This window comes from Vibrio sp. 10N.261.55.A10 (assembly GCF_041470825.1).
Classification (GTDB): Bacteria; Pseudomonadota; Gammaproteobacteria; order Enterobacterales; family Vibrionaceae; genus Vibrio; species Vibrio crassostreae_C.
In genome coordinates this window covers 12226-37217 of record NZ_JBFRNC010000056.1, presented here as the reverse complement: position 1 = coordinate 37217, position 24992 = coordinate 12226, and the positions used below count along the sequence as shown (strand labels likewise).

23 protein-coding genes are annotated in these 24992 nt (G+C 46.7%); 14 read left to right on the top strand and 9 right to left on the bottom strand.

What is annotated here, in order from left to right; genetic code table 11:
- Window positions 1-11 precede the first annotated feature (11 nt).
- The 4 genes from AB4274_RS17315 to hslR form a co-directional block, all read right to left on the bottom strand.
- Entirely contained in the window at window positions 12-1982 is a 1971-nt protein-coding gene (locus tag AB4274_RS17315; protein WP_372112725.1) for an AsmA family protein, read from the bottom strand.
- Window positions 1983-2136: 154 nt separating this feature from the next.
- Window positions 2137-3762 carry a phosphoenolpyruvate carboxykinase (ATP) gene (gene pckA, locus AB4274_RS17310; RefSeq protein ID WP_017062492.1) on the bottom strand — a complete coding sequence of 542 codons (1626 nt, stop codon included), beginning with the start codon at window positions 3760-3762 and terminating at the stop codon, window positions 2137-2139.
- Window positions 3763-4099: 337 nt separating this feature from the next.
- Entirely contained in the window at window positions 4100-4993 is an 894-nt protein-coding gene (hslO, locus tag AB4274_RS17305) for an Hsp33 family molecular chaperone HslO (RefSeq protein WP_372112723.1), read from the bottom strand.
- Window positions 4994-5011: 18 nt separating this feature from the next.
- Window positions 5012-5398 (bottom strand): ribosome-associated heat shock protein Hsp15, encoded by a 387-nt coding sequence (gene hslR, locus AB4274_RS17300; protein ID WP_017062490.1) that lies wholly within the window; start codon window positions 5396-5398, stop codon window positions 5012-5014.
- Window positions 5399-5729: 331 nt separating this feature from the next.
- On the opposite strand from hslR, the gene gspC reads away from it, so the two are divergent.
- The 12 genes from gspC to AB4274_RS17240 all read left to right on the top strand — a co-directional run bounded on the left by gspC (window position 5730) and on the right by AB4274_RS17240 (window position 17263).
- Window positions 5730-6611, top strand: coding sequence for a type II secretion system protein GspC (gspC, locus tag AB4274_RS17295; protein ID WP_372112722.1), 882 nt, complete (start codon window positions 5730-5732; stop codon window positions 6609-6611).
- A 41-nt stretch (window positions 6612-6652) separates the two neighbouring features.
- Window positions 6653-8677: a type II secretion system secretin GspD gene (gene gspD / locus AB4274_RS17290; RefSeq protein WP_065585033.1), complete on the top strand. Its 2025-nt coding sequence runs from the start codon at window positions 6653-6655 to the stop codon at window positions 8675-8677.
- Window positions 8677-10179: a type II secretion system ATPase GspE gene (gene gspE, locus AB4274_RS17285; RefSeq protein ID WP_372112720.1), complete on the top strand. Its 1503-nt coding sequence runs from the start codon at window positions 8677-8679 to the stop codon at window positions 10177-10179. Before gspD ends, gspE begins: the two co-directional genes overlap by 1 nt.
- A gap of 1 nt (window position 10180) precedes the next feature.
- Window positions 10181-11401, top strand: coding sequence for a type II secretion system inner membrane protein GspF (gene gspF / locus AB4274_RS17280; RefSeq protein WP_102320993.1), 1221 nt, complete (start codon window positions 10181-10183; stop codon window positions 11399-11401).
- Window positions 11402-11489: 88 nt separating this feature from the next.
- Window positions 11490-11933, top strand: coding sequence for a type II secretion system major pseudopilin GspG (gspG, locus tag AB4274_RS17275; protein WP_017062485.1), 444 nt, complete (start codon window positions 11490-11492; stop codon window positions 11931-11933).
- A gap of 79 nt (window positions 11934-12012) precedes the next feature.
- Window positions 12013-12606, top strand: coding sequence for a type II secretion system minor pseudopilin GspH (gspH, locus tag AB4274_RS17270; RefSeq protein ID WP_372112718.1), 594 nt, complete (start codon window positions 12013-12015; stop codon window positions 12604-12606).
- Window positions 12593-12988, top strand: a complete 396-nt coding sequence (gspI, locus tag AB4274_RS17265; protein WP_017062483.1) for a type II secretion system minor pseudopilin GspI — start codon at window positions 12593-12595, stop codon at window positions 12986-12988. The genes gspH and gspI overlap by 14 nt, the downstream gene beginning before the upstream one ends.
- Window positions 12975-13742 carry a type II secretion system minor pseudopilin GspJ gene (gene gspJ / locus AB4274_RS17260; RefSeq protein ID WP_372112716.1) on the top strand — a complete coding sequence of 256 codons (768 nt, stop codon included), beginning with the start codon at window positions 12975-12977 and terminating at the stop codon, window positions 13740-13742. The genes gspI and gspJ overlap by 14 nt, the downstream gene beginning before the upstream one ends.
- Window positions 13726-14775, top strand: a complete 1050-nt coding sequence (gene gspK / locus AB4274_RS17255) for a type II secretion system minor pseudopilin GspK (protein WP_372110062.1) — start codon at window positions 13726-13728, stop codon at window positions 14773-14775. The genes gspJ and gspK overlap by 17 nt, the downstream gene beginning before the upstream one ends.
- Complete coding sequence (gspL, locus tag AB4274_RS17250; protein ID WP_372112714.1) at window positions 14744-15973, top strand: type II secretion system protein GspL; 1230 nt, start codon at window positions 14744-14746, stop codon at window positions 15971-15973. Before gspK ends, gspL begins: the two co-directional genes overlap by 32 nt.
- Window positions 15974-15993: 20 nt before the next feature.
- A complete protein-coding gene (locus AB4274_RS17245) occupies window positions 15994-16482 on the top strand; it encodes a type II secretion system protein M (RefSeq protein ID WP_017062479.1) in 489 nt (162 codons plus the stop codon).
- 1 nt (window position 16483) lies between these two features.
- Window positions 16484-17263 carry a type II secretion system protein N gene (locus tag AB4274_RS17240; RefSeq protein ID WP_017063075.1) on the top strand — a complete coding sequence of 260 codons (780 nt, stop codon included), beginning with the start codon at window positions 16484-16486 and terminating at the stop codon, window positions 17261-17263.
- 119 nt (window positions 17264-17382) lie between these two features.
- On the opposite strand, the gene cysQ is transcribed toward AB4274_RS17240, so the two are convergent.
- From cysQ to AB4274_RS17220, 4 genes are all read right to left on the bottom strand, one after another.
- Window positions 17383-18210, bottom strand: a complete 828-nt coding sequence (gene cysQ, locus AB4274_RS17235; protein WP_017062477.1) for a 3'(2'),5'-bisphosphate nucleotidase CysQ — start codon at window positions 18208-18210, stop codon at window positions 17383-17385.
- A 36-nt stretch (window positions 18211-18246) separates the two neighbouring features.
- Window positions 18247-18798, bottom strand: a complete 552-nt coding sequence (nudE, locus tag AB4274_RS17230; protein WP_017062476.1) for an ADP compounds hydrolase NudE — start codon at window positions 18796-18798, stop codon at window positions 18247-18249.
- Between the two features lie 289 nt (window positions 18799-19087).
- On the bottom strand, window positions 19088-19672 hold the full coding sequence (nfuA, locus tag AB4274_RS17225) for a Fe-S biogenesis protein NfuA (protein ID WP_004741449.1): 585 nt from the start codon (window positions 19670-19672) through the stop codon (window positions 19088-19090).
- Window positions 19673-19781: 109 nt separating this feature from the next.
- The gene (locus AB4274_RS17220; RefSeq protein ID WP_170962812.1) at window positions 19782-20495 is read right to left on the bottom strand and encodes a ComF family protein; all 714 of its coding nucleotides are present in this window, start codon (window positions 20493-20495) and stop codon (window positions 19782-19784) included.
- A gap of 93 nt (window positions 20496-20588) precedes the next feature.
- On the opposite strand from AB4274_RS17220, the gene bioH reads away from it, so the two are divergent.
- Both bioH and AB4274_RS17210 read left to right on the top strand, forming a co-directional pair.
- A complete protein-coding gene (bioH, locus tag AB4274_RS17215; protein WP_017063077.1) occupies window positions 20589-21365 on the top strand; it encodes a pimeloyl-ACP methyl ester esterase BioH in 777 nt (258 codons plus the stop codon).
- A 353-nt stretch (window positions 21366-21718) separates the two neighbouring features.
- Window positions 21719-22192, top strand: a complete 474-nt coding sequence (locus AB4274_RS17210; RefSeq protein WP_017063078.1) for a hypothetical protein — start codon at window positions 21719-21721, stop codon at window positions 22190-22192.
- Window positions 22193-22443: 251 nt separating this feature from the next.
- Here AB4274_RS17210 and AB4274_RS17205 read toward each other — a convergent pair whose 3' ends face one another.
- Window positions 22444-24774 (bottom strand): Tex family protein, encoded by a 2331-nt coding sequence (locus AB4274_RS17205; protein ID WP_372112712.1) that lies wholly within the window; start codon window positions 24772-24774, stop codon window positions 22444-22446.
- Window positions 24775-24992 lie beyond the last annotated feature (218 nt).

Below are 24992 nucleotides of genomic sequence, written 5' to 3'. Positions count from 1 at the left end.
GATTGAAAGCGCTACTCCTGAGGAGTGGCGTTTTTTTGTTGGCAGTCGTTAATCTCCGAATACTCAGCTTGGGTGAGCTTTCCTGAGATTTGATGGCATGGGTCCGATAGGGTAATCGAGAGGGTGTGTTGCTCAGCTTTAAGCAAGTCGAGTTCTCCAGAAGCCTCGCCATTGAGCGTTTGAACCCTTTGTTCGCCTTGCTCTGCTGATGATGCACCAATAATATGCATCGGTTCGAGAGTGAAGCGCCCACGGTCAAAATGCGCATTAAGCTCTGGAATTTCAAACACGTTATCAGTCGATGTTTCAGAAAGCTTGTCATTAAAGGTCATCACACCCTGGCGAACGCTGCCAGTGAGTTGCCCTGTGGTTGAGTAACCGAGCATCAGTGAGTCGCCATATAAACCTGCGGCTTGAAGTTCAAACTCGCCATAGCCGGTTGCATCGAGTGGTAATTCAAGTCGCTGCAGCATAGGCGCAATGGGTAACCCATCGGCAGAAATATCTAAGCTCCATGGCTTGCTGATTTGGTTAAAATCGAGCGTTGCATTGGCTTCAATGTAGCCATTCCTGAGTGGTGCAAACAGACGAGTCAGCGTCCATTTTCCTTGTTCGCTATTCATCTCAACCACAGGCTGTGCGCTGAGAATATTTTGGTAGCTGGCATCATTGGCGCTCGCCATCAGCTTCCCTTGCCATAAGCCCAGTTTTCTATCTTGCAGCAGTTGAACTTGATGCCCCTCGACATGTAATCCAGAGACCTGCCAGTAAGGCGTTTGTGCTAGTTGGATAAGTTGGCTGCGTTCTATATTAAGTCGGTTAATCTCGACGTTCTGGAGCTGTGTGAGCCAAGGCAATAGGCGAGCGGCCGGTAGAGGGCTATCTTGGTTTTCGGTAATCCACTTGATGCCTTGCAGGTCGAGCTGCGCCAATTGAATGCTGCTAGGGGCGACTTCGCCATTGAGCTGAACAGTGCCCTGCAGGAATTGAGTATAGAAATCCTCAATCAGAATCCGGTTTGCTTCTAGGTTGAGCTTGAGGCTTGGCTCGATGAACATGTCATCATCAATGGTCACTCCTTCAGCTTGCAGAGAAAAAATGGCTTTCTGTTGTTTCCAGATTTCAAAAGGCAGTTGGATATTTTCTAGTGAGGCATCAAAGGCAGCGAGGTGCCCATCTTGCCACTCTACGTCGCTGCGTAGAATATCTAAGCTATTGATGTGATTGATCTGAATACCTGCCACATCCCATTCTTTGCTTAGTAGGTTTTGGGTCTGCTTCTGATTGAGTCGTAATCCATCGACGGTCACGTTCACCAACGACCAATCTTGTTGATACTGCTCTGCTTGACCGGAAATCTTGGCGCCACGCCAGTCAAATGAAGCACCATAAAGCGTGCTATCGCTAGGTTTTAAGTCTAGGTCAATCAACAGATTATCGAATGCTTCACCTTGCCAATACAGTTGTGAGGCAGAGAGTTGGGTTTTTCCATAAGGTAGCAGCGAGTTATCGTTGTTCCACGTTGGGGCGGAGATCTGCAGGTCGATGCCTCGCGCATTAAACTCTGGCGTCGAAAAGTCGAGATTGTTGATGGCCAGCTGGTGGAGCTTGATGTTTGGTTGGGTAAATAAAGAAGTCAGTGTTTTTAGATCGTCTGCCTCTAATTGTAGGCCGCTGATCAAAACAGATTCAAAGACCAGTTTGGCCTCTGTCATCGAGCTGGGGCTGAACCAAAGATCGATCTTGTCGATATACAGAGGTGTTTGCTTTTCTGGTTGGCTTTGGGTAATGCCCATTAAGGTGATGTGATAAGGCGCCTGATACTCAACATCTTCAATGAATACAGGTTGTTCAATCGTATGTTTGATAAAAAAGTTGGCAACATCCGCACGGTATTGGGTCTGCAGGCTTAATAGCAGCGCTGCGATAGTTGCAACGGCGATAGCCAACACAATGCCGAACACCATGAATACCTTTTTCATTCCCTGAAAGCCTTAAATTTCAATAGTCTTAAAACAGAGTGGAACAAAAAGGGTCAAGCATCAACAAAAAAGCCCCTCAAAAGAGGGGCTTGCTACAAAAATATCATTTTAAATTGGGCGTTTGCTTTTGGCTAAGCCCGAGCAGATGGTTGGATTAGTCCAGTTGAGGACCAGCTGCAACCAGTGACTTACCTTCAGCGTTGTCTGTGTACTTATCAAAGTTGTTGATGAAGCGCTCGGCTAGATCTTTCGCTTTGCTTTCCCATTGTAGAGGGTCAGTGTACGTATCGCGTGGGTCAAGGATCGCTGGGTCAACATCGTGCAGCGCTAGTGGCACTTCTAGGTTAAACATAGGGATAACCTTAGTTTCAGCGTTGTCGATTGAGCCATCTAGGATAGCGTCGATGATGCCTCGCGTATCTTGGATAGAGATACGTTTACCAGTACCGTTCCAACCTGTGTTCACTAGGTAAGCTTCAGCGCCAGCTGCTTCCATACGCTTCACAAGCACTTCAGCGTACTGAGTTGGGTGGAGAGTTAAGAATGCCGCACCAAATGCAGCAGAGAACGTTGGCGTTGGCTCAGTAATACCACGCTCAGTGCCCGCTAGTTTTGCAGTGAAGCCAGATAGGAAGTGGTACTTCGTTTGCTCTGGAGTCAGTTTAGAAACGGGTGGCAGTACACCGAATGCATCAGCAGTCAGGAAGATAACCTTTTGAGCGTGACCGGCTTTTGATACTGGTTTAACGATGTTATCGATGTGGTGAATCGGGTAAGAAACACGAGTGTTCTCAGTTTTTGAACCGTCATCAAAATCGATAGAACCATCACCACGAACTGTTACGTTTTCTAGTAGTGCATCACGACGGATTGCATTGTAGATTTCAGGTTCTGCTTCTTTAGATAGACGAATCGTCTTCGCGTAACAACCACCTTCGAAGTTGAAGATACCATCGTCATCCCAACCGTGCTCATCATCACCGATTAGCTCACGCTTAGGATCGGTTGAAAGCGTAGTTTTACCTGTACCAGATAGACCGAAGAAGATGGCTACATCGCCTTTCTCGCCGACGTTTGCACTACAGTGCATTGAAGCAATGCCTTGCAGAGGAAGCAGGTAGTTCATCATTGCGAACATGCCTTTCTTCATCTCACCGCCGTACCAAGTACCACCGATGATTTGAACGCGCTCTGTTAGGTTGAAAGCAACGAAGTTTTCAGAGTTTAGACCCTGCTTTTCCCAGTTAGGGTTAGTTGTTTTAGCACCGTTCATTACCACGAAATCAGGTTCGAACGTTGCTAGCTCTTCGTCAGTTGGACGAATGAACATGTTCTTAACGAAGTGCGCTTGCCACGCTACTTCAGTGATAATACGCACGCTTAAGCGCGTATCAGGGTTAGCACCACAATAACCGTCGATGACAAACAGGCGCTTGCCAGATAGCTGAGTTGTCACAAGCTCTTTCAGCTCATTCCATACTTCAGTTGTAATCGGTTTGTTGTCATTTTTGCCTTGATCTGACCACCACATGGTATCGCGGGTCGTGTCATCTTTAACAATGTACTTATCTTTTGGTGAGCGGCCAGTAAAGATACCAGTGTCTACCGCAACAGAGCCTAGTTCCGTTACTACGCCTTTTTCGTAGCCTTCCAAACCAGGCAGTGTTTCTTCAACGAATAACTGCTCGTAGCTAGGATTACGAAGAACTTCAGTAACGCCAGTCAGTCCGTGCTTAGTTAGATCAATTTGTGCAGCCTTAGTATGTTCCATAACGGTCATAGGTGCTCCTTGTAGGATATTTTGTAGGGATTTTGTAATAATTTTTTATTGTTATCTGCTCACCATGCTAGCAACGAGGCTCGGGGGAAACAGGGATACAGCTCAAAAAATATCCATATTAACCTTGGGGTTTTAAGCGCCTCGTCACATATTGGCCCAACTAGTCTATCCTGTACGCAAACCTTTGCGCTAGGGGCGAGAACATTATTAATTGATTAAAATTAAGCGGTGATTTTATTACGAGATGTTACGGAGTTTGCGCTATTTTGATCACAAAAAAGGCCAGCTGAGTGCTGACCTTTTTGGGGTAAATTACGTGTTTTTGGTACGCCGTAAATTAATGAACCGTATTGCTGCCTTTATCTGCCGCTTCTGCGTAAAGAGCATCTACATCATTTTTGTCGAACGAGTAGTTTGTGCCACAGTAATCGCAGTGTAGTCCCACACTACCTTCCGTGCTTAGAATGTCGTAAATCTCTTCTTGAGCAACAGTAATGATAGCCGCAGCGCTTCGATCGCGTGAACAGCCACAGAAGAACTCAACCGGTTGAGGTGTAAATACCTGAACCTTCTCTTGGTTGTATAGACGGTAAAGCAGTTCGTTAGCTTCTAAAGAGAACAACTCTTCGTTTTTAACGGTGTCGGTTAGTTGCTCTAGATGCTCGAAATCATCTGGCGTACCTGTGCCGTCAGGCATAACTTGTAAAAGCATACCTGCAGCGTGAGCTTTGCCTTCATGTTCTCCAGTGCGCAGCCATAGACGAGTCTTAAGCTGTTCTGAGTTAGCAAAGTAACCTTCAAGAACGTCAGCAAGCGTGTCACCTTCAAGACCAACGATACCTTGGTAACGCTCACCTTTCTTAGGATCGATAGTGATCACTAGGTGACCTTTACCCATTAGGGCGTGTAGACCTGCGTCGTCTGCGATATCGCCTTCAAAGCGAGCAACACCACGGATCTTCTGATCGTGATCGCCATTGATAACTGCTAGAGATACTGGGCCGTCACCTTGCAGCTGCATCGTGATAGAACCTTCAAACTTTAGGGTCGCCGTTAGTAGCGTCGTTGAAACCAGTAGCTCACCCAACAGCTTTTGTACTGGAGCTGGGTATTCCTTGCTAGAAATAATCTGTTGGTACGCTTCGTCCATCTGTACCAATTCACCACGTACTGATAGGTCTTCAAATAGGTAGCGATTTAAAACATTACTTGTAGACATTGGGTCTGCCATTTGGCTATTCCTTCTAGCTTATTGAGTCTTGAACTTGATGATGTCACGACGTTGCTTTTTATCTGGGCGACGTTCTGGTGCTGGGCTATGAGCATTTAGCTTGCGCTGTTGTGCAAACTCTTCTCTTTTTGCCAAGCTTTCGGTGGTTTCTTCATAGAGGGTTTGAGCGATCGGGGCTCCACCACGATGGGCTGAGATTTTCTCGATCGTTACCGTCTTTTCTTCATTACCTTGGCGCAGTGTAATCACAGCCCCAAGTTCGACAATTTTACTTGGCTTGCTGCGCTGACCATTATAGTGGACTTTGCCACCATCGACCATGTTGCGAGCAATAGACCGGGTTTTGTAAAAACGAGCTGCCCACAACCATTTATCGAGTCTGACAGCTTCATTAGCAGTTTTCATATAGGGCTGTGCCTTATTAAGTGAGAAATGAATGCGGTTTAACTGTAACGAACAGTGCGCAACATGTTTTTGATGATGCTTATCACATTAAGTAGAAGCTTAAAGTGGAGGCGGTTGGCATTTTTTTCAAGTCATAATACAAAATAGCCATGTTATGCCGATTTATCGATTTGCTATGATATAGTTCAGGATCTTATTGCTTAAATAAGCTTGGTATCGAACGAATGAATAAAAAAGCTGAAAGTTTAATGATTTGCAGCGTTTGTCGTCATGAAAAGGGACTAGGAAAGTGAACTTTTTAGAGCTCAAAAATCGCGTAGGGAATTCTCCTATGTTGAGCCGCTTATTAGAGAATGGATTTGTACTTCAGCAGAAACTAAGCTTAGCGACCTGTTGTGTATTGATTGCAGCTTCCGCATGGATCTTAGGGCAGCTTGCATGGTTTATCGAACCTACTGAGCAAACTATCGCGCCTTGGACAGCAACGGCTTCATCGTCTTCAGCACCTCAATCGACCCTTGATATCTCTTCTTTGCAGCAGAGCAACATGTTTGGTGCTTACAACCCAAGCACGCCCGCTGTGGTTGAACAGCAAGTTATCCAAGATGCGCCTAAGACGCGATTAAACCTCGTTTTAGTGGGTGCAGTCGCGAGCTCGAATCCAAAACTGAGCTTAGCGGTGATCGCCAATCGCGGCACGCAAGCGACCTACGGAATTAATGAAGAGATTGAAGGCACTCGAGCCAAGTTAAAAGCGGTATTAATCGACCGCGTTATCATTGATAACTCAGGACGAGACGAAACCTTGATGCTTGAAGGTATTGAGTACAAGCGTTTGGCTGTATCAGCGCCTGCGCCACCTCGTAGCTCTTCTTCGGTTCGTGGTAATAATCCGGCTTCAGCAGAAGAGAAGCTTGATGAAATTAAAGCGAAGATAATGAAAGATCCGCAACAAATCTTCCAATATGTTCGACTGTCTCAGGTGAAGCGTGACGATAAAGTGATCGGTTATCGTGTGAGCCCTGGCAAAGATTCAGAACTTTTTAACTCTGTTGGGCTCCAAAACGGAGATATTGCCACTCAGTTAAATGGACAAGACCTGACAGACCCTGCTGCTATGGGCAACATATTCCGTTCCATCTCAGAACTAACAGAGCTAAATCTGGTGGTCGAGAGAGATGGTCAACAACATGAAGTGTTTATTGAATTTTAAAACTTTGCGTCTAACGAAGGACGAAAGTGTAGGAGAAGTACGTGAAGCATTGGTTTAAGAAAAGTGCATGGTTATTGGCAGGAAGCTTGATCTGCACACCCGCAGCCATCGCGAGTGATTTTAGTGCCAGCTTTAAAGGCACTGACATTCAAGAGTTTATTAATATTGTTGGTCGTAACCTAGAGAAGACCATCATCGTTGATCCATCGGTGCGCGGAAAAATCGATGTACGCAGCTACGACGTATTGAATGAAGAGCAATATTACAGCTTCTTCTTAAACGTACTAGAGGTGTATGGCTACGCAGTCGTTGAAATGGACTCGGGTGTTCTTAAGATCATCAAAGCCAAAGACTCTAAAACTTCGGCGATCCCCGTTGTTGGTGACCGTGATTCAATCACTGGTGATAGCGTAGTGACGCGTGTAGTGACGGTTCGTAATGTATCGGTTCGTGAACTTTCTCCTCTGCTTCGTCAACTAAACGACAATGCAGGCGCGGGTAACGTTGTGCACTACGACCCAGCCAACATCATCCTTATTACAGGCCGAGCGGCGGTAGTAAACCGTTTAGCTGAAATCATCAAGCGTGTTGACCAAGCGGGTGATAAAGAGATTGAAGTCGTTGAGCTAAAGAATGCTTCTGCGGCAGAAATGGTACGTATCGTTGATGCACTAAGCAAAACCACAGATGCCCAAAACACACCAGCCTTCCTACAACCTAAATTAGTTGCCGATGAACGTACCAATGCGATCCTTATCTCAGGTGACCCTAAGGTACGTAGCCGTTTAAGAAGGTTGATTGAACAGCTTGATGTGGAAATGGCAACCAAGGGCAACAACCAAGTAATTTACCTTAAATACGCCAAAGCAGAAGATTTAGTCGATGTGCTGAAAGGCGTGTCGGACAACCTGCAATCAGAAAAGCAATCTTCAACCAAAGGCAGCTCATCGCAACGTAACCAAGTGATGATCTCCGCTCACAGTGATACCAACTCGTTGGTGATTACCGCACAACCGGACATCATGAATGCGCTTCAAGATGTGATCGCACAGTTGGATATTCGTCGTGCTCAAGTATTGATTGAAGCCCTAATTGTCGAGATGGCAGAGGGTGATGGCATTAACCTTGGTGTGCAATGGGGTAACCTTGATACTGGTGCTGTGATTCAGTATGGCAACACAGGTGCGTCAATCGGTGGCGTAATGGTTGGTTTAGAAGAAGCGAAAGACACTGAAACGACCACCGCAGTCTATGATGATAATGGCGCCTTTTTGCGTAATGAAACGACCACAGAATCCGGTGACTACTCAACGTTAGCTTCTGCTCTTTCTGGCGTTAATGGCGCGGCAATGAGCGTAGTGATGGGTGACTGGACTGCCTTGATCAGTGCAGTAGCGACCGATTCAAATTCAAATATCCTATCTTCTCCAAGTATCACCGTGATGGATAACGGCGAAGCGTCGTTCATTGTGGGCGAAGAGGTGCCTGTTTTAACTGGCTCGACCGCAGGCTCAAGTAACGATAACCCATTCCAAACGGTTGAACGTAAAGAAGTGGGTATCAAGCTAAAAGTCGTGCCACAAATCAATGAAGGTGACTCAGTTCAGCTGCAAATAGAACAAGAAGTATCGAACGTATTAGGCGCAAACGGGGCAGTAGATGTTCGTTTTGCTAAGCGTCAGCTAAATACGTCAGTGATTGTTCAAGACGGTCAAATGCTGGTGCTGGGTGGCTTGATTGACGAGCGAGCGCTGGAAAGTGAATCTAAGGTGCCGTTCTTGGGCGATATCCCTGTTCTAGGACACCTGTTCAAATCAACCAGTACTCAGGTTGAGAAAAAGAACCTAATGGTCTTCATCAAACCAACCATTATTCGTGATGGTATGACAGCCGATGGTATCACGCAGCGTAAATACAACTTCATCCGTGCTGAGCAGTTGTACAAGGCCGAGCAAGGACTGAAATTAATGGCAGACGATAACATCCCGGTATTGCCTAAATTTGGCGAAAGCATGAATTACCCGGCTGAACTTCAAGCCTTCATTGATCAGATGGAAACAGAATAATGGCTGAATTGGTAGGGGCGGCACGTACTTATCAGCGCTTGCCGTTTAGCTTTGCGAATCGCTATAAGATGGTGTTGGAGTATCAACATCCAGAGCGCGCACCGATACTTTATTATGTTGAGCCACTGAAATCGGCGGCGATCATTGAAGTGAGCCGTGTAGTGAAAGATGGTTTTACACCACAAGCGATCACTGCCGATGAATTTGATAAAAAACTGACCGATGCGTACCAACGTGACTCTTCAGAAGCTCGTCAATTAATGGAAGACATTGGTGCTGACAGTGATGACTTCTTCTCGTTGGCGGAAGAACTGCCACAAGATGAAGACTTGCTTGAGTCAGAAGACGATGCGCCAATCATCAAGTTAATCAACGCGATGCTGGGTGAGGCGATCAAAGAAGGTGCTTCGGATATCCATATCGAGACCTTTGAGAAGTCGCTATCGATCCGCTTCCGTATTGATGGTGTGCTGCGTGATGTTCTTGCACCAAGCCGTAAATTGGCGCCGCTGCTCGTGTCACGTGTAAAGGTTATGGCGAAGTTGGATATTGCAGAAAAACGCGTGCCACAAGACGGTCGTATTTCTCTGCGTATTGGTGGTCGAGCGGTCGACGTTCGTGTATCAACCATGCCTTCATCACACGGTGAGCGTGTGGTAATGCGTCTGTTGGACAAAAACGCCACTCGTCTAGACTTGCACAGTTTAGGTATGACAGCAGAAAACCATGAAAACTTCCGTAAGCTGATTCAGCGCCCACATGGCATTATCTTGGTGACTGGTCCGACAGGCTCAGGTAAATCAACGACCTTGTACGCTGGCCTGCAAGAGCTTAACAGCAACGAACGAAACATTTTAACCGTTGAAGACCCGATCGAATTCGATATCGATGGCATTGGTCAAACACAAGTGAACCCTAAGGTTGATATGACCTTTGCGCGTGGTTTACGTGCCATTCTTCGTCAAGATCCTGATGTGGTCATGATTGGTGAGATCCGTGATTTGGAAACCGCAGAGATCGCTGTCCAAGCCTCTTTGACAGGTCACTTAGTTATGTCGACCCTTCACACCAATACGGCAATCGGTGCAATTACGCGTCTGCGTGATATGGGCATCGAACCCTTCTTGATCTCTTCTTCGCTGCTGGGTGTTTTGGCTCAGCGCCTGGTTCGTACTTTATGTAACGAATGTAAAGAACCTTATGAAGCCGATAAAGAGCAGAAGAAACTGTTTGGGTTGAAGAAGAAAGAAAGCCTGACGCTTTACCATGCCAAAGGTTGTGAAGAGTGTGGCCATAAGGGTTATCGAGGTCGTACTGGTATTCATGAGCTGCTGATGATTGATGACTCAGTACAAGAGCTGATTCACAGTGAGGCTGGCGAACAGGCGATTGAGAAAGCAATTCGTGGCACAACACCAAGTATTCGAGATGATGGCTTGAGCAAAGTTCTGAAAGGGGTAACGTCCTTAGAAGAAGTGATGCGTGTGACCAAGGAAGTCTAGTATGGCGGCATTTGAATACAAAGCGCTGGATGCCAAGGGTAAGAGCAAAAAGGGCTCGATTGAAGCGGATAACGCTCGTCAGGCTCGCCAGCGCTTAAAAGAACAAGGCTTGATGCCGGTTGAGATGACCGAAGCTAAAGCTAAAACGACGAAAGGTGCACAGCCTTCGACCAGCTTTAAGCGTGGTATCAGCACGCCAGACCTTGCTTTGATTACTCGCCAAATTTCCACCTTGGTGCAATCAGGCATGCCGCTAGAAGAGTGCTTGAAAGCCGTGGCGGAGCAATCTGAAAAGCCACGTATTCGAACCATGCTACTGGCGGTTCGTTCGAAGGTAACGGAAGGTTATTCGCTAGCCGATAGCTTGGCTGATTACCCACATATCTTTGATGAACTGTTTAGAGCCATGGTCGCGGCTGGTGAGAAATCGGGTCACTTAGATGCGGTATTGGAGCGACTGGCTGATTACGCAGAAAACCGTCAGAAGATGCGCTCTAAGTTGCTGCAAGCGATGATCTACCCTGTGGTGCTGGTGGTGTTTGCGGTGACGATTGTTTCGTTCCTGCTGGCAACCGTGGTACCTAAGATCGTTGAACCGATTATCCAAATGGGCCAAGAACTTCCTCAATCGACACAATTTTTATTGGCATCGAGTGAATTTATCCAGAATTGGGGCATCCAATTACTGTTGTTGATCATCGGTGTGATTGTGTTGATTAAGACCGCTCTGAAAAAGCCGGGTGTTCGCATGAGTTGGGATCGCAAGCTATTAAGCATTCCACTGATCGGCAAGATCGCGAAAGGAATTAATACCTCTCGTTTTGCACGAACACTCTCTATCTGTACCTCGAGTGCGATTCCTATCCTTGAGGGGATGAAGGTTGCGGTTGATGTAATGTCGAATCACCATGTGAAGCAACAAGTACTGCAGGCGTCAGACAGTGTTAGAGAAGGGGCAAGCCTGCGTAAAGCGCTCGATCAAACCAAACTCTTCCCTCCAATGATGCTGCATATGATCGCCAGTGGTGAGCAGAGTGGTCAGTTAGAGCAAATGCTAACAAGAGCGGCAGATAACCAGGATCAAAGCTTTGAATCGACCGTGAATATCGCGTTAGGTATCTTTACGCCAGCACTTATCGCTTTGATGGCAGGCTTAGTGCTGTTCATTGTGATGGCGACTCTGATGCCGATGCTTGAAATGAATAATTTGATGAGTGGTTAATCAACTGCTCATAAGACGTTAGTTTTTGGATTAACGAGAAGAAGGACATTATTACCTTCAACTCGCTGTCTGTAATTTGGAGAAAATAATGAAAAACAGAATGAAGAAACAATCAGGCTTTACCCTATTAGAAGTGATGGTTGTTGTGGTTATCCTTGGCGTATTGGCGAGCTTTGTTGTACCTAACCTATTGGGTAACAAAGAGAAGGCTGACCAACAAAAAGCCATCACTGATATTGTGGCGCTAGAGAACGCGCTAGATATGTACAAACTGGATAACAGCGTTTACCCAACAACGGATCAAGGTCTTGATGCATTGGTTTCTAAGCCAAGCAGCCCAGAGCCTCGTAACTACCGCGACGGTGGCTACATCAAGCGTCTGCCAAACGACCCATGGGGTAACGAGTACCAATACCTAAGCCCTGGTGATAACGGCACTATTGATATTTTCACTCTTGGTGCTGATGGCCAAGAAGGTGGTGAAGGTATTGCGGCGGATATCGGCAACTGGAACATGCAGGATTTCCAATAAGCTTCAGCTTATTGTTTGATTCGTTATTGTCGTTTGAAACGTTATTGATGGTAGGACGTAAACAGATGGAGTCTACAAGGTGAAAACTCAGCAAACACAGCCAGGTTTCACCTTGATTGAAATTCTCTTGGTGTTGGTATTACTGTCAGTAACGGCGGTCGCGGTGATCGCGACCATTCCTACCAATAGCAAAGATGTTGCAAAAAAATACGCTCAAAGCTTTTATCAGCGAGTTCAATTACTCAATGAAGAGGCGATTTTGAGCGGCTTAGATTTTGGCGTTCGTATTGATGAAAAGAAATCGACCTATGTACTGATGGCGCTTAAGTCTGAAGGCTGGCAAGAAGTCGATTTTGAAAAAATCCCCTCTTTAACTGAACTACCGGAAGAACTCGCCTTGTCACTGACCTTAGGTGGTGGCGCATGGGAGGACGATGATCGGTTGTTCAATCCAGGAAGCTTGTTTGATGAAGATATGTTTGCTGATCTTGAAGAGGAAAAGAAGCCGAAACCACCACAGATCTACATCTTGTCGAGTGCTGAAATGACGCCATTTGTATTGTCGTTTTATCCAAATACCGGAGACACCATACAAGATGGTTGGCGTATTCGAGTATTGGACAATGGTGTGATTCGACTGCTAGAACCGGGAGAAGAAGATGAAGAGGAATAACCGTTCTCCTTATCGTTTTCGTGGTATGCCCCTTGGTTCTCGAGGAATGACGCTGCTTGAGGTATTGGTTGCGCTCGCTATCTTTGCGACTGCGGCGATCAGTGTGATTCGTGCTGTTACTCAGCACATCAATACCCTCAGTTATCTCGAAGAAAAAACCTTCGCGGCTATGGTCGTTGATAATCAAATGGCTTTGGTGATGCTGCATCCTGAGAAGCTAAAAAAAGCGCAGGGCACACAAGAGTTGGCCGAGAGAGAGTGGTTTTGGAAGGTCACGCCAATCGATACTAGCGATGATTTATTAAAGGCGTTTGATGTGAGTGTGGCAACCAGTAAACAAGCTTCTCCAGTGGTCACGGTGCGCAGCTATGTGGTCAAGTAAAAGCGTGGCGTTAGCTAAGAGCAAGTCGCTAAGTAAGAGCATGTCCACCAATAAGCGTGTGCCTCGTAAACAAGGACTATCTTCGAAAGGGAGAGGCTTTACCTTAATTGAGGTTTTGGTCTCGATCGCTATCTTTGCCACGTTAAGCATGGCGGCTTATCAGGTAGTAAATCAGGTTCAGCGCAGCAACGAGCTTTCAATCGAGCGCAGTGCTCGTTTAAATCAACTGCAACGTAGCTTAGTCATTTTAGATAATGATTTTCGCCAGATGGCGGTGCGACAATTTCGTACCAACGGTGAAGAAGCATCATCTAAGCTGATCTTAATTAAAGAGTATTTACTGGATTCCGACAGCGTTGGCATCATGTTTACTCGCCTTGGCTGGCATAACCCACAGCAGCAGTTTCCTCGCGGAGAAGTCACCAAAGTGGGTTACCGCATTAAAGAAGAAACGCTTGAGCGTGTGTGGTGGCGCTACCCCGATACTCCTGCAGGACAAGAAGGTGTGATTACGCCTTTGCTTGATGATGTTGAAAGCTTGGAATTCGAGTTTTATGACGGAAGCCGCTGGGGGAAAGAGTGGCAAGCCGACAAATCGCTACCGAAAGCGGTAAGGTTAAAGCTAACCTTGAAAGATTATGGTGAGATAGAGCGTATTTATCTCACCCCTGGTGGCACGCTAGATCAGGCCGATGATTCTTCAAACAGTGACTCTTCAAGTAGTAATGAGGGGAATAATGACTCATCGAACTAATAAGTTTGCACTGACAAGGTCTGCCATGGGGCGCAAGCAGCGAGGTGTTGCGCTGATCATTATCCTGATGCTACTGGCGATAATGGCAACCATCGCAGGCAGTATGTCGGAACGCCTGTTTACTCAATTTAAGCGCGTGGGCAATCAACTGAATTACCAACAGGCTTACTGGTACAGCATTGGTGTCGAAGCGCTGGTGCAAGACGGCATTAGGCAAAGCTACAAAGACAGTGATACCGTCAACTTGAGTCAACCATGGGCGTTAGAAGAACAGGTATACCCGTTGGATTATGGTCAAGTTAAAGGCCGTATTGTTGATGCTCAGGCATGTTTTAATCTCAATGCGTTGGCTGGTGTGGCGACGACTTCAAGTAACCAAACACCTTATTTAATTACGGTTTGGCAAACCTTGTTGGAAAACCAAGATGTTGAGCCTTATCAGGCCGAGGTTATTGCACATTCAAGCTGGGAATTTGTTGATAGTGATACCCGAACCACCTCTTCAGCTGGTGTAGAAGACAGTACTTATGAGGCGATGAAGCCATCTTATTTGGCTGCGAATGGCTTAATGGCCGATGAGTCCGAGCTACGCGCGGTTTATCAAGTCACGGGTGAGGTGATGAATAAGGTTCGCCCCTTTGTTTGTGCTTTGCCGAGCGACGATTTCCGTTTGAATGTGAATACTCTTACGGAAAAGCAGGCGCCGTTATTGGAAGCGATGTTTGCCCCCGGCTTAAGTGAATCGGATGCCAAACAGCTGATAGACAAACGCCCATTCGATGGTTGGGATACGGTGGATGCGTTTATGGCTGAACCTGCCATTGTGGGTGTGAGTGCCGAAGTTAGTAAAAAGGCGAAAGCATATTTAACTGTAGATAGCGCCTATTTTGAGCTTGATGCAGAGGTATTAGTTGAGCAGTCACGTGTACGTATACGGACGCTTTTCTATAGTAGTAATCGAGAAACAGTGACGGTAGTACGCCGTCGTTTTGGAGGAATCAGTGAGCGAGTTTCTGACCGTTCGACTGAGTAGCGAACCACAAAGCCCTGTGCAGTGGTTAGTTTGGTCGACAAGCCAACAAGAAGTGATAGCAAGTGGCGAACTGTCTAGCTGGGAGCAGCTTGATGAGTTAACGCCTTACGCTGAAAAGCGCAGCTGTATCGCTTTATTGCCGGGAAGTGAATGCTTAATTAAGCGTGTTGAGATCCCGAAAGGTGCTGCTCGCCAGTTCGATTCTATGCTGCCGTTTTTATTAGAAGACGAAGTCGCACAAGATATCGAAGACTTACACCTGACTATTTTAGAGAAAGACGCAACGCACGCGACAGTGTGTGGTGTGGAACGTGATTGGCTTAAGCAGGCGCTGGATACTTTCCGCGAAGCGAACATTATCTTTCGTAAAGTATTGCCTGATACCTTAGCGTTGCCTTTAGAAGATCAGGGCATCAGTGCGCTGCAGATCGACCAACATTGGTTATTGCGTCAAAGCAACTATCAAGCAGTGTCGATCAATGAGGCGTGGCTAGCGATGTTCTTACAAAGCGATTGGGTTGCCTTAGATGACGAAGAGCAATCACCAACGATTTTTAGCTACACCGCACTGCCAAGTGATGACGTTCAACTGCAAAGTGGCATTGAGTGGCAAGCTAAACCTGCTGAACTGGTGATGTCTTTACTGAGCCAACAAGCCATTACAAGTGGCGTAAACTTACTGACTGGCACCTTTAAAACCAAATCTTCATTCAGTAAGTACTGGCGTGTATGGCAAAAAGTAGCGATCGCAGCTTGTTTGCTGGTGGCGGTGATCGTCACTCAGCAAGTCTTAAAGGTTCAGCAGTACGAAGCACAAGCCGAAGCGTACCGAACGGAGAGTGAACGTATTTTTAGAAGCGTACTTCCGGGCAAGCAACGTATTCCGACGGTCAGCTACCTTAAGCGCCAGATGAACGACGAAGCTAAGAAGTATGGTGGCTCGGGTGATGGTGATTCCTTACTTGGATGGCTAGCGTTACTGCCAGAAACTTTAGGACAAGTGAAAGCCATCGAAGTGAATAGTATTCGCTACGACGGCAACCGCTCAGAGGTGAGATTGGAAGCGAAAAGTACTGACTTCCAATATTTCGAGACTGCGCGAGTGAAACTTGAAGAGAAGTTTACCGTTGAGCAAGGGCCATTGAATCGTAATGGTGATGCCGTATTTGGTAGCTTTACCCTTAAACCCCGTCAATAAACTGCGTAAGGAGATCAGTGATGAGAAATATGATTGAGCCACTCCAAGCGTGGTGGACTTCAATAAGTCAAAGAGAGCAACGATTAGTGATTGGTTGCTCAATTCTATTGGTGGTCGGTGTCGTTTATTGGGGGCTAATCCAGCCACTCAGTCAGCGAGCTGAACTTGCGCAGACCCGCATTCAAAGCGAGAAGCAACTACTGGCTTGGGTAACCAATAAAGCCAATGAAGTGGTTGAACTACGAGGCAGTGGCGGCATTAGTGCCAGTCAACCTCTGAATCAATCTGTGCCTGCTTCTATGCGTCGCTTTAATATCGAGCTGATACGTGTGCAACCACGTGGCGAGATGCTGCAAGTCTGGGTGAAACCTGTGCCTTTTAATCAGTTCTTAGATTGGCTGACATACTTGAAAGAGAAGCAGGGTGTCGAAGTTGAGTTTATGGACATTGATCGCTCCGATAACCCAGGGGTTATTGAGGTCAACCGACTACAGTTTAAACGAGGTTAATGTGAAACGCGGTTTATCTTTGAAGTTAGGTTTACTTTTTGGCGGCATCTTTATTGTCTTTTTCTCGGTTAGTCTGTTGCTGCATCTACCGGCCTCTTTTGTACTCAAACATGCACCGGCTGTGCGTGGCTTGAATATTGAAGGTGTTGAAGGAACGGTTTGGCAGGGCAGCGCCAATAATATCGCCTGGCAGCGTGTTAATTACGGTTCAGTGCAGTGGGACTTCCAGTTTTCTAAGCTATTTCAAGCCAAAGCAGAACTGGCGGTTCGTTTTGGTCGTAACAGCGACATGAACTTGTCAGGTAAAGGGCGTGTCGGGTACAGCATGAGTGGCGCGTATGCAGAGAACTTAGTGGCCTCAATGCCTGCTATGAACGTGATGAAATACGCCCCAGCCATTCCAGTCCCGGTTTCAATTGGTGGAAAGGTTGAGCTGACGATCAAGCATGCGGTTCATGCTCAACCTTGGTGTCAGTCTGGTGAAGGTACTGTGGCTTGGTCTGGTGCTGCAGTCGATTCACCTGTTGGTTCGTTAGACCTTGGTCCTGTGATTGCGGACATAACCTGTGAAGACAGTACAATTGCAGCCAAAGGCGTTCAGAAGAGCACTCAAGTAGACAGTGAGTTCTCAGCGAGTCTAACATCTAACCAGCGCTACACATCTGCAGCGTGGTTTAAACCGGGTGTTGAATTCCCGCCAACGATGCAAAATCAGCTTAAATGGTTGGGTAATCCTGATAGCCAAGGTAAGTACCAGTTTACTTATCAAGGTCGTTTTTAGCTAAACGGCTAAGGGTCACTAAATTACGAGATATAAAAAACGGGCACCTCACTGAGGTGCCCGTTTTGTTTGTTCTGAGAATCTAGAGGATATCTGACAGTTAAAGGGAGCAAACTCGCCTAGTCTTTGCCTTGCAAAATTTCTACCCACGGTAAATCTGCATCACCGAGTACAATGAAGTTCGGGTTTTCTAGCGTTTCTCTTTCATTGTACGAAAGCGGTTCTAGTTGAGTACTTAAGATACGTCCGCCAGCTTCTTCAACAATGCACTGCGTTGCGGCGGTATCCCACTCTCCGGTTGGTCCAAGGCGCAGATAACAATCCACAGCGCCTTCTGCGACTAAACAGGCCTTAAGCGCTGCTGAGCCTAGAGGAACCAAATCATAATTCCATGCTGAGCTCATACGGCTAGTGATGCGATTGATGTCCTGGCGACGGCTGATCGCCATGGCGATTGACTGGTTTGGCAGCTCGTGACGATGCGTTTTGATTTTCACGCTGTCATTAAGGTCTGGGATCTTCCAAGCGCCTTTGCCACTGTAAGCGTAATAGCTCACACCTGAAACGGGTGCGTATACCACGCCCATCACTGGCTTGTTATGCTCGATTAGGGCGATAATTGTCGCGAAATCACCACTTCGTGCGATGAACTCCTGGGTGCCGTCCAGTGGGTCAACTAACCAGTAGCGATCCCATTGAGAGCGTTGCTCTAGGCTGATGTCTGCGTCTTCTTCGGATAATACGGGAATATCAGGCGTCAATTCACTGAGTTTTTTTAATATCAGCTTATGTGCTGCAAGATCGGCACTGGTTACTGGAGTGTCATCACTCTTAATGAACTCTTCGTAATCCTTTTTCTCGTAGATCTCTAAGATGAGTTGACCAGCAGAGCGAGCAATCTCAATGACAGAGGGTAGGAGGTGAGACAAATCTTTTGTTATTGGCATAAATGTTCTCTTACTCTTAGAGCGAGCCTGAATGTTCTAGTTATTGTTTAATACACGAAGGCTTAAAAGCAGGGCTGTAATACTCCGAGCCTCACAGAAATCGAGATGTGTTAACAGTTCTTCGGCTTGAGCAAGTGGCCAGCGCACAATATCGAGAGGCTCTGGCTCATCACCTTCTAGCTTTTCTGGGTAGAGGTCTTCTGCAATAAACAGCGTCATTTTGCTAGAGAAGTAAGAGGGTGCAAGGATCACTTCCTTCAGCGGAGTAAGCTTGTTGGCACCGAAGCCTATCTCTTCTTTGAGTTCGCGAACGGCGGCTTCGTTTGGCTGCTCACCTGGATCAATCAGCCCTTTTGGAAAGCCAAGTTCGTAGCGTTCAGTTCCCGCTGCATATTCACGTACTAATAGAATATCGCCTTGCTCAGTAATAGGAACCATCATCACTGCGTTGCGGCCGCTGGGCTTCATGCGTTCGTAAGTGCGCTCTTCGCCGTTTGAAAAGCGTAAGTCGAGAGACTCGATAGAGAATAGTCTTGATTGAGCGACAGTTTGTTTAGCCAAAATCTCTGGCTTGGTCCTTTTCGTCATTGCGCTCGCTCCTTAGCTCATTGGAATTCTTTCTTATAAAGTCATTCTAATATAGGGGAAATGACCTTGAGTTCCTAGATCCGAGTTTTCATATCCGAAAATTATTGAAGCAGGAATCGATTACGATCACTTGAATACCTTACTCAAGATGGTAACGAGGTGAAAATATGGTTGTATAGCAAAAGAGTATAGAGAGAACGCGATAGTCCTAACTTGCTTATCCACATAACAAAAAAGGTTGATGCTTGCGCATCAACCTTTCAAATAACAACTAACACTAAATCAGTGATTAGTAGTAAGAGTGCTCACCACGATCGTGCTCAGTTGCATCACGAACAGCAGTCAGTTCACCTTCAAACTGTTGAAGAAGTTCTTTCTCGATGCCTTCTTTTAGCGTTACATCAACCATAGAACAACCGTTACAACCACCACCGAATGCTACAATAGCTGCGCCGTCTTCAGTGATTTCTACCAAGCTAACGTGACCGCCGTGACCAGCAAGTTGTGGGTTAACTTGTGTTTGAATTGCGTATTCAACACGTTCTAGAAGTGGTGCATCGTCTGCGACTTTACGCATCTTAGCGTTTGGTGCTTTAAGCGTTAGCTGAGAGCCCATTTTGTCAGTAACGAAGTCAATTTCAGCTTCATCTAGGAACGGTAGGCTTAGCTCATCTACGTATGCAGAGAAAGCTTCGAATTTAAGCTCTGTGTCAGACGCTTCGATAGCATCTGTTGGGCAGTAAGAAACACCACACTCTGCGTTTTGTGTACCCGGGTTTACCACGAACACACGAATGTTTGTACCTTCAGGCTGCTGTGACAGCAGATTGGCAAAGTGAGTTTGAGCTGTTTCTGTAATAGTAATATTTGACACGACGAATACCTGAGTAGATTTGTAGGTTATTAGCGCCATTCTACTCCTGTCAGATTTGTAATTCAGCCCTTTTTTGTTGGATTGCTGTACAAGTAGTGATTCACAGCTTTTATCCAGAGGGCTCAGGAGTGCGGCAGATGCAGTAAATATCAATCCTTTTAACGTCCACTTCAAGTAGTAATTGGCATAATTGATACACAGTACTGCCGGTGGTTACAACATCATCAATTATCGCGACGTGAGAGGGGATAGTTCCTTGAACGTCTTGTTTTCGCAGCGCAAAAGCGCTCTTTAGATTGTGTAATCGTGCGGATTTAGTCAGCCCCTGCTGGGAAGCCGTTGAGCGAATTCGACGAAAGAGCACATCACTTTCAACGCCAAGCTCTTGAGCCGTGTAGTCGGCTAGCAGCTTACTTTGATTAAAGCCGCGATGAGTATATCGACGCCAATGCAGCGGCACGCTGGTGATCAGCGGAGCAGGATATTCGATACGTGATGCCAATAGCTTAGATAGATCACGTGCAAACCAAAACTTATCAGCGTACTTCATTTGCTGAATGTAACCTGCTGTAGGGAAGGTGTAATCGCCGACACAGTAGAGGCGATGCCAAGGTGGAGGTTGAGATAAGCACTGTCCGCACTGCTCTACTGTGAGCAGTGTTTTTAAACCACATCGTTGGCAGCGTGGTACTGGCTGAAAGAGTTTGAGACAAGAATTGCACCATCGAGGATGTGTATCACTGGGCAGTTTATCAAGTTTGCACAGGTGGCATTGAGGTGTGACCAGACGTGGTGTGTGTTTTTGTAGCCAATCGGATAACATAGCTCGTGATGCTTTTGGGTTATGGTGTTCCTTTTGCTCACCATACTGAAAAGCGCGGATTATCGCTGATGGAAAAAGTAGGGAATATTGAGAATGAGTGACGCGTTATATTGGCATGTTTCTGGGCAAGGGCCTGATTTAGTACTGGTTCACGGCTGGGGAATGAACGGTGCGGTATGGCAACAAACCGTTAATGCATTACAAGCTGATTTTCGAGTGCATGTTGTCGATTTACCAGGGTATGGACACAGCGCGCACTGCCACGCTCAAGATCTTGAAGAGATTGCTCAGCAGCTTTTGGCCGAAGCACCAAAGCAAGCGATTTGGGTGGGTTGGTCACTTGGAGGCTTGGTCGCAACGCACATGGCTCTCCATCACTCAGATTACGTGAGCAAGCTGGTGACTGTCGCCAGTTCTCCCAAATTCGCCGCTGCAAAAGAGCCCGTGTTATGGCGAGGCATTCAGCCCAACGTATTAAGCGCATTCACCGAGCAACTGGTTGAAGATTTCCAAACCACCATCGAACGCTTTATGGCATTGCAAGCCATGGGCAGCCCTTCAGCAAGGCAAGATGTAAAACAACTCAAGCAAGCGGTGCTGTCTCGCCCGTTGCCGAACCCTGACTCATTATTGGCAGGATTAAAGATGCTGTCGGATGTCGATCTGCGTGAACAACTGCCTGAGATTTCAGTACCAATGCTACGCTTGTATGGTCGATTAGATGGATTGGTGCCAATCAAGGTTGCGAAAGACTTAGGCACAGCCTTGCCTCATACCGAGCAATACATATTTACCCAGTCTTCGCATGCACCGTTTATGACCGAAGCGGATGCCTTTTGCAGTGAGCTTGTCAGCTTCGCACAAAAATAATTGCTAAATATATATCCGGCTTGGTCGATATATAAGCTAATACCAATCACAGTAAGTAAGTGTTCAAAAATAGCGTAGGTAAAAGGCTTGAGAACAAGGCAGCTTTTTTTTGACAAGTAGTTTCGATAAGTAGTTATTCTACAATCAAAAAATCTAACGCCGTTATCGAGCATTTTAACAAGCTAGGATGATCAGTTATTTACTACGATTGGTATAACACCAACGTGTTGCATGATACTCAGACCTAACTCTCTCCAGAGCTGATTGCGGTAAGTTGGGCTATGCCTGTTGTGCGTTCTCGGTATAACAGTGCTATGGCAATAGTGATGGGCGATTCTTGAGGAGAGTTCGCGATGATTGTGTCACCTGCAACTGCAGTGAGTGTGCCACTAATCGCCCCGTCCGTTAATGTGCAAACAGAGCAAGTTGCGCGTGATAATAGAGTCCGAGAGCCTGTTGCTCCCGCAGTAGCATTGGCGAGAACCAATGCAGAGCGTAAGGTAAAATCAGACGATAAACGAAGGCAGCAGTCGGCTTGGGATCCTTCAGACCATCCAGGTTATGAAATGGAGAACGAGTCAGAGGCCAATTCGGTTAGCCAAGAAGAGCCACAAGACCCTTTTGATCGGCTGTTCAGCTTATTGGCACTGAAAACATACAGTGCTGATCAAGGCAAAGGTTATACCATGCGTTTCCGCCTGCCAAAGCATGTTTTAGATGCGGCGATTCAGGAAGGACAGATGGAGAAACGACGTAAGGTCATAAAGTATCATTATGGTCATGCTGTTGCGCCTCATGCTCCGTCAGAGATGTTGGTCGTATTATAATTATACTCTTCATACTTGAAGCTGCAGCGTTGTTAACTGCGTAAGTTCACCCTAATCACATAGAACCCCTATGCTCATAGGGCTGAACTTACTTGTTGCCTAGCTGCAACTCCAATTATTTTGAGTATAAACACGAAGAATACAACCAAGCTTCGATGTCTTTTTTGAACACATAATAAAAAAACCTGCATACCCTAAGGGATGCAGGTTTTCTGTTTTAAGCACATCAGCTTTTTAGATGAGCTAATGGATTACTTTTTCGCTTTAGCAAAAGCGGCAGCGAATGCTCCACCCATTGCAGCGTTTTGTTGCGGCTCTTCACGACGGCGTTGGCCACCTTGCGAGTTTTGATTCGAGCGGTTTTGTGTACGAGGTGCACTTGAACGTTGAGCACGGTTGTCTTGTCCAGGCTCGTCCTTCATACGCATGCTTAGTGCAATACGTTTACGCTGAACATCCACTTCCATCACCTTCACTTTCACGATGTCGCCCGCTTTAACCACTTCACGTGGGTCAGAGACAAAGCGATCGGTGAGCGCTGAAATATGCACTAAGCCATCTTGGTGAACACCAATATCAACGAAGGCACCAAAGTTAGCCACGTTCGATACCACACCTTCTAAAATCATGCCCGGTTCTAGATCTGAAACACTGTTTACGCCATCGGCGAAGGTTGCAGTCTTGAACTCAGGGCGAGGGTCGCGTCCCGGCTTATCCAGCTCCTTGATGATGTCGCTGACCGTTGGAACACCAAAGTTTTCATTGGTGTAATCAACCGCGTGCAAACCACGTAAGAAGTCGGTGTTACCCACCAGAGATTTGATGTCTTTGTGGTTTTTCTCAGCGATGCTTTTCACTACTGGGTAAGCTTCTGGGTGAACCGATGATGCATCCAGTGGGTTTTTGCCATCCATAATACGTAGGAAGCCGGCACACTGTTCAAAGGCTTTTGGCCCCAAGCGTGCGACTTTTTTCAGTGTAGTACGTGCTTCAAAACGACCATTTTCATCACGGAAGTCCACGATGTTCTGAGCGATGGTGCTAGACAGGCCAGCAACACGAGTCAGTAGCGCAGCCGAAGCGGTATTCACATCAACACCAACCGCGTTTACACAGTCTTCGACAATCGCATCTAGGCGCTTAGCGAGCATAGTTTGGCTCACATCGTGTTGGTATTGGCCCACACCGATCGATTTAGGGTCAATCTTCACTAGCTCTGCCAGTGGATCTTGCAGACGACGAGCAATAGACACCGCACCACGAATTGATACATCCATGTTCGGGAACTCTTTTGCAGCTAGTTCAGACGCGGAATACACCGATGCGCCCGCTTCGCTAACAATGATCTTTTGCGCTTTTAGGTTGCCGCGTTTAATTACGTCAGCCACAAAGCTGTCGGTTTCGCGTGAAGCCGTACCGTTACCAATCGCAATCAAATCAACATTGAATTGACGAACCATCTGCTCAACCACGTGTGCCGATTTGTCGTATTGCTTTTGAGGTGGGTGAGGGTAAATCGTTTCTGTTGCCAGAACCTTACCGGTTGAATCCACGACAGCGATTTTCGAACCGGTACGTAAACCCGGGTCCAAGCCTAAGGTTGCTCGAGGGCCAGCTGGCGCTGCCATGAGTAGGTCTTTTAGGTTGGTTGCGAATACTTCAATCGCTTCGATCTCAGCACGCTCTTTCATTGCGCCCATCAATTCTGTTTCCATGTGCATAGAAACCTTGATGCGCCATGCCCAGCTAATCACTTGCTTACGCCATGCATCCGCAGGTGCGCTGCTTAAGGTAATACCGTAGTGATCAGAGATGATGTTTTCGCAGTAAGAACCACGTACACCTTCTTCTTGCTCTGGGTCTGCGTTCATTGCCAGTGTTAGGAAGCCTTCATTGCGGCCACGTAACATGGCAAGTGCACGGTGAGACGGTACTTTGCTCAGAGCTTCGTTATGCTCGAAGTAGTCTTTGAACTTCTCACCTTCGTTCTCTTTGCCAGCCACAACACGAGCACCAAGCTCTGCATTACGATTTAGGTGTTGGCGAATCTTTTCAAGCAGGTTTGCGTCTTCCGCAATGCGCTCCATGATGATCGCGCGTGCGCCATCGAGTGCAGCTTTGGTATCGGCAATGCCTTTATCGTTGCTGATGAAGTTCGCCGCTTCCGTTTCTGGATCGTGCTGTGGTTCATTCCACAGTGTGTCGGCAAGTGGTTCTAAGCCCGCTTCAATCGCGATCTGACCTTTGGTACGGCGCTTTGGTTTGTATGGTAGGTATAAATCTTCTAGGCGAGTCTTGCTGTCTGCTTGAGTGATATCACGCTCGAGTTCTGGCGTGAGTTTTCCTTGGTCTTGAATCGACTTAAGAATTGTTTGGCGACGATCGTCTAGCTCGCGAAGGTATGAAAGGCGGCTATCAAGGTTACGTAGTTGGGTATCGTCTAAGCCACCCGTAACTTCTTTACGGTAGCGGGCAATAAAGGGAACGGTGTTACCGTCGTCAATTAGGTTTACTGCGGCAGTGACTTGCTCAGAACGGACATTCAGTTCTTCAGCGATCAGTCGACAGATAGCTTGGCTCATCCGATGAATCTCTTATTTAATATCATGACAAATACATGGGGGTGAGCGTACGCTTTTTCTAGCTTTGGCTGTGTAATTATCCTGTCAGAAGTCGAATTTCCGTTTCTGATACCCGCTTTGTGCGAGATCTCTTACAAGTGATGTGAGACTAAGTCGCTTTAGACCGATGAAATCGTCTTGATGTTACACTAAGTTGCTGATTTTATTTGATTGTGTGT

Excerpts from the sequence above, each read along its gene's own strand:
- hslR (WP_017062490.1), bottom strand. The coding sequence starts at position 5,398 with ATGAAAACTGCTAATGAAGCTGTCAGACTCGATAAATGGTTGTGGGCA.
- cysQ (WP_017062477.1), bottom strand. The coding sequence starts at position 18,210 with ATGCCAATAACAAAAGATTTGTCTCACCTCCTACCCTCTGTCATTGAG.
- gspI (WP_017062483.1), top strand. The coding sequence starts at position 12,593 with ATGAAGAGGAATAACCGTTCTCCTTATCGTTTTCGTGGTATGCCCCTT.
- hslO (WP_372112723.1), bottom strand. The coding sequence starts at position 4,993 with ATGGCAGACCCAATGTCTACAAGTAATGTTTTAAATCGCTACCTATTT.
- nudE (WP_017062476.1), bottom strand. The coding sequence starts at position 18,798 with ATGACGAAAAGGACCAAGCCAGAGATTTTGGCTAAACAAACTGTCGCT.
- gspE (WP_372112720.1), top strand. The coding sequence starts at position 8,677 with ATGGCTGAATTGGTAGGGGCGGCACGTACTTATCAGCGCTTGCCGTTT.
- gspG (WP_017062485.1), top strand. The coding sequence starts at position 11,490 with ATGAAAAACAGAATGAAGAAACAATCAGGCTTTACCCTATTAGAAGTG.
- gspJ (WP_372112716.1), top strand. The coding sequence starts at position 12,975 with ATGTGGTCAAGTAAAAGCGTGGCGTTAGCTAAGAGCAAGTCGCTAAGT.
- gspC (WP_372112722.1), top strand. The coding sequence starts at position 5,730 with ATGTTGAGCCGCTTATTAGAGAATGGATTTGTACTTCAGCAGAAACTA.
- pckA (WP_017062492.1), bottom strand. The coding sequence starts at position 3,762 with ATGACCGTTATGGAACATACTAAGGCTGCACAAATTGATCTAACTAAG.
- AB4274_RS17220 (WP_170962812.1), bottom strand. The coding sequence starts at position 20,495 with ATGTTATCCGATTGGCTACAAAAACACACACCACGTCTGGTCACACCT.
- AB4274_RS17205 (WP_372112712.1), bottom strand. The coding sequence starts at position 24,774 with ATGAGCCAAGCTATCTGTCGACTGATCGCTGAAGAACTGAATGTCCGT.
- bioH (WP_017063077.1), top strand. The coding sequence starts at position 20,589 with ATGAGTGACGCGTTATATTGGCATGTTTCTGGGCAAGGGCCTGATTTA.
- AB4274_RS17245 (WP_017062479.1), top strand. The coding sequence starts at position 15,994 with ATGAGAAATATGATTGAGCCACTCCAAGCGTGGTGGACTTCAATAAGT.
- AB4274_RS17315 (WP_372112725.1), bottom strand. The coding sequence starts at position 1,982 with ATGAAAAAGGTATTCATGGTGTTCGGCATTGTGTTGGCTATCGCCGTT.
- gspK (WP_372110062.1), top strand. The coding sequence starts at position 13,726 with ATGACTCATCGAACTAATAAGTTTGCACTGACAAGGTCTGCCATGGGG.
- AB4274_RS17210 (WP_017063078.1), top strand. The coding sequence starts at position 21,719 with ATGATTGTGTCACCTGCAACTGCAGTGAGTGTGCCACTAATCGCCCCG.
- gspF (WP_102320993.1), top strand. The coding sequence starts at position 10,181 with ATGGCGGCATTTGAATACAAAGCGCTGGATGCCAAGGGTAAGAGCAAA.